This window comes from Armatimonadia bacterium (assembly GCA_039679385.1).
Taxonomy (GTDB): Bacteria; Armatimonadota; Zipacnadia; order Zipacnadales; family JABUFB01; genus JAJFTQ01.
The window spans coordinates 1-8,625 of record JBDKVB010000054.1; the positions used below are offsets into that span (position 1 = coordinate 1).

Here is an 8,625-nt window from a genome sequence, read left to right on the forward strand (position 1 = left end):
CCGAGGACCGCAGGCGGCACAGCACGCTGCCCAGATTGTCACAAGTTACCTCGGCGATGGGCGCCAGTTGGTCACGCACGAACCGCGCAACCCGGCCCTCGAAGCCCGAGATTCCGCGAACGTCAGACAGAAACTGCAGAAGCGAAGGGGTATCAGACATGCCGGACCTCCTGTGTGTGTCGACCGTTCAGACACGCTGGCCCACTTCCACGCAGCACAACCGCCGACCTGCGTGCCACTGTCCACACCGGGAGTCTGGGTCAACCAGGGGAGACTACTTGGCCGGGGAGTTGTTGCCGTTACGACGAGCGAACTTCCGGGCGGCCCGCCTGAGCTCTCCGAACAGCCCTGTGCGGGAGTTGCCGTACAGGAGCACCGGAACCATCATCACCATGAACAGCACCAGGCGGATCAGGGCGCGGCACCAGTCGCTACCCAGGGGATCGCTAGGCGAGTGCGTTAGCCACCCCGACAGTCGCAGGGCCAGCAGACCCCAGCCGAAGGGAATGTAACTCATCGCCACTTGCCACACCAGTTCCCACTTCGAGGCGTGGTACCGGCCCAGAACCTGCACCACAGAGAGCAGCCCGGACAGCAGGTATCCGGCGCTGGTCGCCACAGCCACATCCCGCAGGCTTCCACCGTGCCGGGCCTGCCAGCCCGCTGCGAAGTAGATCACCCCGGCTCCCAGGGCGTTGTTCATGACTACCAGCAGCTCGCGGTTGATAGCAATGAGCAGGCCGTTGGCGGCCACCGGCAGCGACAGGAACACGCTCGCCAGCGATAGCACCTGCGCGGCGAAGATGCAGCCCTCGAACTTCGGAACCACCGTGCGGATTGCCGGCGGAAGCATGATGAAGGCGCAACCGGCCAGAGCCGGCATCAGGGTCGCCGATGCGATGGTCGGAACCATGATCTGCCGCCGCACCCGCGCCAGGTCACCGTTGGCCGCATAGGACTCGATGATCCGCGGCATGATCACGAACCCGGCCGCCGAGGGGATACTGGTGAGGTAGGTCGCCATCTGCATGGCCACGCTGTACAGACCAAACCGGTAGGCGCTGTAGTGGGCGACCACGATGATGCCGTCTACCGTACGCAGCAGCGTCTCGGAGAAGATGATCAGCGCAATGGGCAGGCCGGTCAGGGCCAGACGCACCGCTACCCGCCAGTCAAAGCACACGGGCACAACCAGGCGAGAGGCAAACCGGAAATACAGGATGCTGATGATGTCTGCCAACAGCCAGCCGAGCATGGCGCCCATGATGTGGAAGTAGCGGGCACCCAGCAGGATCAGCACGAACTCGGAGACCGTGTTCACAACCGAGGCGCCGGCCAGCACCGGGAACAGACCCCAGGCGCGGATGACCGTGCGGTAGAAAGCGTAGGACTGGAGGGTAACGAGGATCCCGCCACCGGCCATCAGTGCGGCCTTGGTGGACGGTCCGTAGTTGCTCAGACACCCGAAGAGGAGCATCCCTGCTCCGCCGACAATCCCGGAGAGGGTTACGTAGGTGGCCCCGACGCTCTCGATCTCGTCGGCCTTCTCAAAGTCCTTGCGACCGAGCGCCTGCGGGAGTTCCTTGCTCACCCCGTGCAGGATCCCCAGGTGGGCATGCGTCAGATACTTGTGCGCCATGGCCACAAGGCGCATGATCCCGCGCCCCGTCGGCCCCAGCAGGTTCATGACCACAATCCCGCGCACGACGCCAAACAGCATGTCGCAGTACGAGCTGCCCAGCATCATCAGCGCAGCCGTCAGAGCGCCCGAACGTCGGTGCATCTGACGGTGGTCATCCACACGCGGTTGCTCAGCCAACTCACTGCTCCATCAAGACAGGAAAGCGGCGCTGTCCTCGCTCCCGAAGTGTCTCCACGGGGCCAGGGCGCCATCAGTTCACCTGGCCGGCAGCTACTGCAGGGGCGTTAGCCACGCCTTCTCATAGGCTGTCCGGTTGACCTGCTTCACATGGAAATCGCCAAACAGCATGTTCCAGCGCCTCGCCTCGTAGCTCCTGCCGCCATGCCAACCACCGTGCCCGTCGAACAGCACATTGGTGCCGCTTGGGTCGCGCAAAGACTCCGTCGTCGCCCCCACAAAGCAGATCTCCGTCCTCCATACATAGCTGGTGTCGAACACCTCGTAGGAGGTCGGCTCGGCCTTCAAGGTCGAGTTCGTGTCCTCCAGCACGCTGTATCCCGTGTCGGAAGGGCAGTGCCACGCCTGGTGACTGCGAACATAAGGGTTAAGGGCATCGTGCAGGAAAGGCATCACCGCCAGTTGGGCCTGCCACTGCGGGTATCCGCTCCAGATCTCCGGGCAGTAGCGGTCCGCCGGGTCGACGCCCCAGGGGAATCGCCCGTCATAGTCCTGGCAGTACATCGCCATCGCTGCGCCGAGTTGCCGCAGGTTCGACAGGCAGACCGTCGACCGTGCCTTCTCCCTCGCACGCGCGAAGACGGGGAACAGCAGGCCGGCCAGGATCGCCAGGATCGCGACCACCACCAGCAACTCGATGAGCGTGAAGCCACGCCGACACTCTCGCACGGGCGGCCTCCTGAACCCCTCCTATGCGGGCCAGTATACCATATCCGACTCCCCGACACGCAAGCGCCCACCAGCCTGCTCGTCACGCACACTTGGCAGAAGGACCCAGAGTCGGCGTCGGCGACCAGCACCCAGCCGGCACCCACCACTGCTTCGGGGAGTGCGCCGCCACTTTGTCGTTGCCTTGGGTCGTCGCCCTTCGTCCTTGCCTTTCGTCCTTGCCTTTCGTCCTTGCCGTTCCCCCTCGCCACCGCGTGGAGAGGGGGATGCCGAAGGCAGGGGGTGAGGTGCCCTTGCCGTGCGTGGAGAGCGGGCCGGGGGTGACCTTCCACCGCAACCTTACAGGTCCAGCCTGCCCTGACTACGCGACCGTAGGGGCTCAAAGCTCAGACGGTGTGCCGGACACGGTCCCAGTCTCTCCAGGGCCTCACAGTGCTGAGCCGTCACATACCCCTTGTGCTCCGCGAACCCGTAGCCCGGGTAGTAGCACTCCAGGCACTCCATGATGGTATCCCGATACACTTTGGCGATGATCGAGGCCGCCGCGATGCAATAGCAGCGCCGGTCTCCGCCAACGACCGCCTGGCTCTCCACGGGCAGGTTCGGGACCGGACGGCCGTCCACCAGCGCATAGTCCACGCCACTTCCCAGGTCCTGCAGCGCAGTGCGCATCGCCGCATGGGTCGCCCGGAGGATGTTGGTGGCGTCGATCGCCGAGGCAGCAACGATCCCCAGGCCGATGCCCAGGGCCACCTCACGAATCTGCGCCGCAATCTCCTCCCGCTGGGCTGGAGTGAGCTGCTTCGAATCGGTCACATGCGGCACTGCCGGTGCATCGGGCATCACCACAGCCGCTGCAACAACCGGGCCAGCCAGGCAGCCGCGACCGACTTCATCGACTCCCGCCACTGCCCGGTAGCCCTGAGCCGCCATCTGTCTCTCGAGAGTTCTCGGAGCGGACCGGGGCAGGCGAGGGCGACCTCTGGCAGTAGGAGGGTGGTCTTTGGCAGTCGGCCTATCTTCAGACGATCCACTCATAGGCAAGTCTGTTTCACCCCGACCTCTCCCATCACCTCTTCCGCGACCTGTTCCCGCTCCTACCCACTCTTGGAACGGGGGACCAGAATAGGCGTCGGCAACTCGCGCCTTGCCGGTACCGACCACCACTCCACGACCTGAGTCGGCACTTCGCCGCTGCCTTCTGCGGTTGCCTCTCGCCGTTGCCTCTCATCACTGCCTTTCCCCCTCGCCACCGTGTGGAGAGTGGGACGCCGAAGGCAGGGGGTGAGGTGCCGTTGCCGTGCGTGGAGACCGTATGCCGAAGGCAGGGGGTGAGGTGCCGTTGCCGTGCAGACGAGGCCAGGGGGTGAGGTGCCTTCTCCCCTTGCCCTGCTGCGTTGACGTCCACGTTCCTCCCTGCTAAACTACCGCCAGTCCCGGCACCCGTGCCGGGCCCTTCATTATGCCCGCAGGTATCTGGTCGCGAGAGGGAACCTTCCGTGATGACCTTCCAGAAGATGCTTTCCACGCTGAGTGAATACTGGGCTGCCCAGGGCTGTGCCGCCATGCAGCCCTATGAGCTGGAGATGGGCGCCGGGACCATGTCCGGCGACACCTTCCTTCGCTCCCTGGGGCCCGAGCCCTGGAATGCAGCCTATGTCCAGCCTTGTCGACGCCCCACCGACGGCCGCTATGGCGAGAACCCCAACCGCTTCCAGCGCTACTTCCAGTATCAGGTTGTCATGAAGCCCTCACCCGACAACATCCAGGAGCGCTACCTCGCCAGCCTGCAAGCCCTGGGCCTCGACATGCGCAAGCATGACGTCCGCTTCGTCGAGGATGACTGGGAATCACCCACTCTCGGCGCCTCAGGAGTCGGCTGGGAGGTCTGGCTTGACGGCATGGAAGTCACGCAGTTCACCTACTTCCAGCAGGTCGGTGGCATCTCGTGCAAGCCGGTGACCGTTGAGATCACCTATGGTCCCGAGCGCCTGTGCATGTACCTGCAGCAGGTCGATGATTACCGCAAGCTCCTGTGGTCGGACACGGTGACCTACGGCGAGCTCCGCTACGAGGAAGAGTTCGAGTTCTCCAAGTACAACTTCGAGACCGCCAACGTAGACATGCTCTGGACGCTCTTCGACCTGTTCGAGAAGGAAGCCTTCGCCCAGATGGACGCAAGCCTTCCCTTGCCTGCCTACGACTACGTCCTCAAGTGCTCCCACGTCTTCAACCTCCTCGACGCCCGCGGCGCCGTAAGCATCACCGAGCGACCCGGCATGATCCTGCGGGTCCGGGGCCTGGCGCGACGAGTGGCGCAGGCGTATCTGCAGAAGCGCGAGGAACTCGGCTTCCCCCTCTGCAAAAAGCTGGAGGCCGCTGCCGGGTAGCTCTCCTGCTGCCCTGGAATCCGCTGCACTTGGGACGCGACGTACACACCCTCCAAGATTGAGAAGGCCAACTGAATGCCCAGCGACCTGCTCTACGAGATTGGCGTAGAAGAGATACCGGCAAGTTTTGTGCTCCCCGCACTCGAGCAGCTCAAGCAGGGGATCGCCGAAGGCCTCGGCAAACTGCACCTGGAATACGGTGAGGTTCAGACCTACGGCACGCCCAGGCGTCTGGCGATCCTCCTCAAGGACGTCGCCGACCGACAGCCCGATATGGAGCAGGAGTACAAGGGGCCACCGGCCGACAAGGCCTTCGACGCCGACGGTCGTCCCACCAAGGCCGCGGAGGGATTCGCACGCACTCGTGGCGTGGCGGTCGAGGACCTCCAGATCCGCGACACCGACAAGGGTAGCTGGGTTTTCGTCGCCGTCTGTGAGCCCGGTCAGCCCGCTGCCGGCGTCCTCCCCGATCTGCTCTCTGAGGTCACCCTGGGCCTGAGCTTCCCCAAGACCATGCGTTGGGCCGACCTTGACCACCGCTTCGCACGTCCGATCCGCTGGCTCGTGGCACTGCTGGGCTCGCAGGTTCTCGACTTGACCGTCGCCGGCGTCACAGCGAGCGATGCCAGCCGAGGCCACAGGGTTCTCGGCTCCTCGGCCGTGCACCTCGACAGCCCCTCAGCCTACGTGGAGGCTCTGCGCGCCAACTACGTCCTTGCCGACCAGGACGAACGCCGGGAGGCCATTCGCACCTCTGCTCAGGCAGCCGCAGCCGAAGTCGGGGGCAACGCGCGCATCGACGATGACCTGCTCACTGAGGTCAGCTTCCTCGTCGAGTGGCCCACCTGTCTGTGGGGAGCCTTCGACCCCAAGTACCTGACCTTGCCGGAGCCCGTCATCGTCACCGTCATGCGGGGCCACCAGCGCTACTTCCCGGTCGAGAACGGCGACGGCCGCCTTCTCCCCTACTTCATCACCGTCCGCAATGGCACCGACGAGGGTATCGAGATCGTCCGGGCCGGCAACGAGAGGGTCATCGTTCCGCGGCTGGCCGATGCCGAGTTCTACCTGACCGAAGACCTCAAGCACTCCCTGGACGACCGCGCTGCCTCCCTGGCTCGCGTTACCTTCATGGAGGGCATGGGGACTCTGGCCGACAAGACCGCTCGCCTGGAGAAGCTCGTGGCCCACCTCGCAGAGTCCTGCCCGGCCTTTGACGCTGAGGTCGCCGGGACCGCCACTCGCGCGGCACACCTCAGCAAGGCCGACCTCGTAACCCTCATGGTCGGCGACAGCAAGCTGGGCGAGCTCCAGGGCATCATCGGCGGCGAGTATGCTCTCCGTCAGGGCGAGCCGGAGGACGTTGCCACCGCCATCGCCGAGCAGTACCGCCCGCGCGGAGCCGGTGACGATGTTCCCGCTTCCCTGGCCGGCACGCTGGTCAGCCTCGCCGACAAGCTCGACAACCTCGCCGCCTGCTTCCGACTGGGCGCAATCCCTTCGGGTTCGGCCGACCCCTCTGCTCTGCGTCGACAGGCCCAGGGGATCGTCGAGATGCTGCTGGGCCGAAGCCTGCATCTGAACCTCCGCGAGGCCCTGCTCTACGCTCTCAACCTGCTCCCCGTGCCGAAGCTGGAGAAGGCCAAGGAGGTCGCGAAGGTCCTGGCGCCGGAGGCGGCCCTCGATGCCCTGATGGGCTTCTTTGCTCAGCGCCTCGACTTCGTCCTCACCCGCGACGGCGTCACCTATGACCTCGCACGGGCGGCCCTCGGTGCCGACTGGGACGACGCACGCGAAGCCTACGAGCGCGCCCAGTACCTCCAGCAGTTGCGGACCAGCGCACCAGCCCTTTTCGACACCCTTGTGACGGCTGCCGAGCGTCCGGCCCGCATCACCCGGCCGGAGCAGCTTCCCGAGGGCCTCCTCGTCAACGAGTCCCTGTTCCAGGAGGACGGCGAGCCGAAGCTCTGGGCCACGAGTCAGGAAGTCCGACGCGGCGTCACGTCTTCCCTGTCCAGCACACCGCGAGACTACGCCATGGCCGTCAACGAACTCGCCACCCTCGCCGAACCGATCCATGAGTTCTTCGCGCAAGTCATGGTAATGGTCGACGACGAGCCGGTGCGCAACAACCGACTTGCCCTGCTGCGTGAGATCGACCGCACCTTCCTTGGGGTCGCCGACTTCCTGCAGGTCGTCCGCGAGGGCCAGTAGGCGCCACACAACTCTTGCGGGGAAAGAGGCCCGGGCTACCCGGCCATGACCATTCGTGAGCGCATCGAGCAAACCGAACGCGAGACTCTGAGCCCCTATGCGGCTCTCAGCGCACAGTCACGGGGACGGCGCTTCCCCCAGTCCCCGTGCCCTGTGCGGACGGTTTACCAGCGCGATCGCGACCGCATCATCCACCTGTGCCGAGCCTTCCGCCGCCTGGCCTACAAGACCCAGGTCTTCTTCTCTCCTGCCTCCGACCATCTGCGCACCCGTCTCAGCCACACTCTTGAGGTCTCCCAGATCGCCCGCACCATCGCCAAGGCCCTGCGCCTCAACGACGACCTGACCGAGGCCATCGCCCTGGCCCATGATGTGGGCCATACACCCTTCGGACACGCCGGCGAGCACGCCCTCGACAAGGCCTATCGCAGACACGACCCTAACGCCCACTTCAACCACGCCGAGCACAGCCTCCGGGTGGTGGATGAGTTGGAGCGCGATGGCTCCGGCCTCAACCTCACCGCCGAGACGCGCGAGGGTATCCTCCTCCACTCCAAGGGCCGCGCCGACACCCGGGGCACGCTCCACCGTCCTCCGGGAGCAACCCTCGAGGCCTTGGTCGTTCGCCTCTCCGACCGCATCGCCTACGTCAACCATGACCTCGATGACTGCCTGCGGTCGGGTGTCGTAATGCAGGAGGAGATCCCCGAGGAAGTGCTCAATGAGATCGGCCGCCATCACAGTGCCCGCGTCGGTCGAATGGTCGAGGACGTCATCAACTGCAGCCTCGACTCACCGCAGCTGGCCATGAGCGAGGACGTCACCGCCGCCATGGACGGCCTCAAGGATTACCTGTATGACCACGTCTACCTGAGCGAGCTGCTCCAGGCAGAGGCGGCCAAGGTCGAGGGCATCATCGGGCAGCTCTTCGACGTCTACATGAACTCCGACACCATCCTCCACGAGGCCATCCAGCTCGTGCCCACCGACGGGAAGACCCGCGCACGCCTCGTCTGCGACTACATCGCCGGCATGACCGACCGCTTCGCCCGCGACCAGTACGTCCGCCATTTCCTCCCCAGCGGCTATCCACCCGTCGAAGATCACTAACCCCCACCGACCCGCCTTCTCCACACCTTCTTTTGCCTCCCTTGGAGGGGAGTGCTATAATCGCGGCGTTTGCCTCCCGGGAGCCGGGAGCAGCGGCCTCCTCGGTCCTCGCACCGGCAGGAGCGCCGCAAACCATGGCAGGTGTAGCCGATGCGAAGGCGTACCCTTGGCCGTACCGGCGTTCAGGTCGGCGAGATCGGCCTGGGCGGTATCCCCATGATCCGGGTCGAGGACCTCGACCTCACCGACGCAATCATCAATCGCGCTTTGGACAGCGGCATCAACTACCTGGACAACGCTCGCGCCTACCAGGACAGCGAGATGAAGTATGGCCGAGTCCTCAAGTACCGCCGCAAGGAGGCC

General features: G+C 65.1%; 7 protein-coding genes. 4 read left to right on the forward strand and 3 right to left on the reverse strand.

What is annotated here, in order from left to right; all coding sequences use genetic code 11:
* Window positions 1-274: 274 nt before the first annotated feature.
* The 3 genes from ABFE16_05930 to ABFE16_05940 all read right to left on the reverse strand — a co-directional run bounded on the left by ABFE16_05930 (window position 275) and on the right by ABFE16_05940 (window position 3,481).
* Complete coding sequence (locus ABFE16_05930; GenBank protein MEN6344826.1) at window positions 275-1,783, reverse strand: hypothetical protein; 1,509 nt, start codon at window positions 1,781-1,783, stop codon at window positions 275-277.
* Between the two features lie 129 nt (window positions 1,784-1,912).
* Window positions 1,913-2,548 (reverse strand): prepilin-type N-terminal cleavage/methylation domain-containing protein, encoded by a 636-nt coding sequence (locus tag ABFE16_05935; GenBank protein ID MEN6344827.1) that lies wholly within the window; start codon window positions 2,546-2,548, stop codon window positions 1,913-1,915.
* A gap of 339 nt (window positions 2,549-2,887) precedes the next feature.
* On the reverse strand, window positions 2,888-3,481 hold the full coding sequence (locus tag ABFE16_05940; GenBank protein MEN6344828.1) for a ribonuclease HII: 594 nt from the start codon (window positions 3,479-3,481) through the stop codon (window positions 2,888-2,890).
* 569 nt (window positions 3,482-4,050) lie between these two features.
* On the opposite strand from ABFE16_05940, the gene glyQ reads away from it, so the two are divergent.
* From glyQ to ABFE16_05960, 4 genes are all read left to right on the forward strand, one after another.
* Window positions 4,051-4,938 carry a glycine--tRNA ligase subunit alpha gene (gene glyQ, locus ABFE16_05945; GenBank protein ID MEN6344829.1) on the forward strand — a complete coding sequence of 296 codons (888 nt, stop codon included), beginning with the start codon at window positions 4,051-4,053 and terminating at the stop codon, window positions 4,936-4,938.
* A gap of 75 nt (window positions 4,939-5,013) precedes the next feature.
* Window positions 5,014-7,152, forward strand: coding sequence for a glycine--tRNA ligase subunit beta (gene glyS, locus ABFE16_05950; protein MEN6344830.1), 2,139 nt, complete (start codon window positions 5,014-5,016; stop codon window positions 7,150-7,152).
* A 45-nt stretch (window positions 7,153-7,197) separates the two neighbouring features.
* The gene (locus ABFE16_05955) at window positions 7,198-8,262 is read left to right on the forward strand and encodes a deoxyguanosinetriphosphate triphosphohydrolase (protein ID MEN6344831.1); all 1,065 of its coding nucleotides are present in this window, start codon (window positions 7,198-7,200) and stop codon (window positions 8,260-8,262) included.
* A 150-nt stretch (window positions 8,263-8,412) separates the two neighbouring features.
* On the forward strand, window positions 8,413-8,625 hold a 213-nt coding region (locus tag ABFE16_05960), incomplete at its 3' end, for an aldo/keto reductase (GenBank protein MEN6344832.1).

Excerpts from the sequence above, each read along its gene's own strand:
- ABFE16_05930 (MEN6344826.1), bottom strand. The coding sequence starts at position 1,783 with ATGCACCGACGTTCGGGCGCTCTGACGGCTGCGCTGATGATGCTGGGC.
- ABFE16_05940 (MEN6344828.1), bottom strand. The coding sequence starts at position 3,481 with ATGGCGGCTCAGGGCTACCGGGCAGTGGCGGGAGTCGATGAAGTCGGT.
- glyQ (MEN6344829.1), top strand. The coding sequence starts at position 4,051 with ATGACCTTCCAGAAGATGCTTTCCACGCTGAGTGAATACTGGGCTGCC.
- glyS (MEN6344830.1), top strand. The coding sequence starts at position 5,014 with ATGCCCAGCGACCTGCTCTACGAGATTGGCGTAGAAGAGATACCGGCA.
- ABFE16_05955 (MEN6344831.1), top strand. The coding sequence starts at position 7,198 with ATGACCATTCGTGAGCGCATCGAGCAAACCGAACGCGAGACTCTGAGC.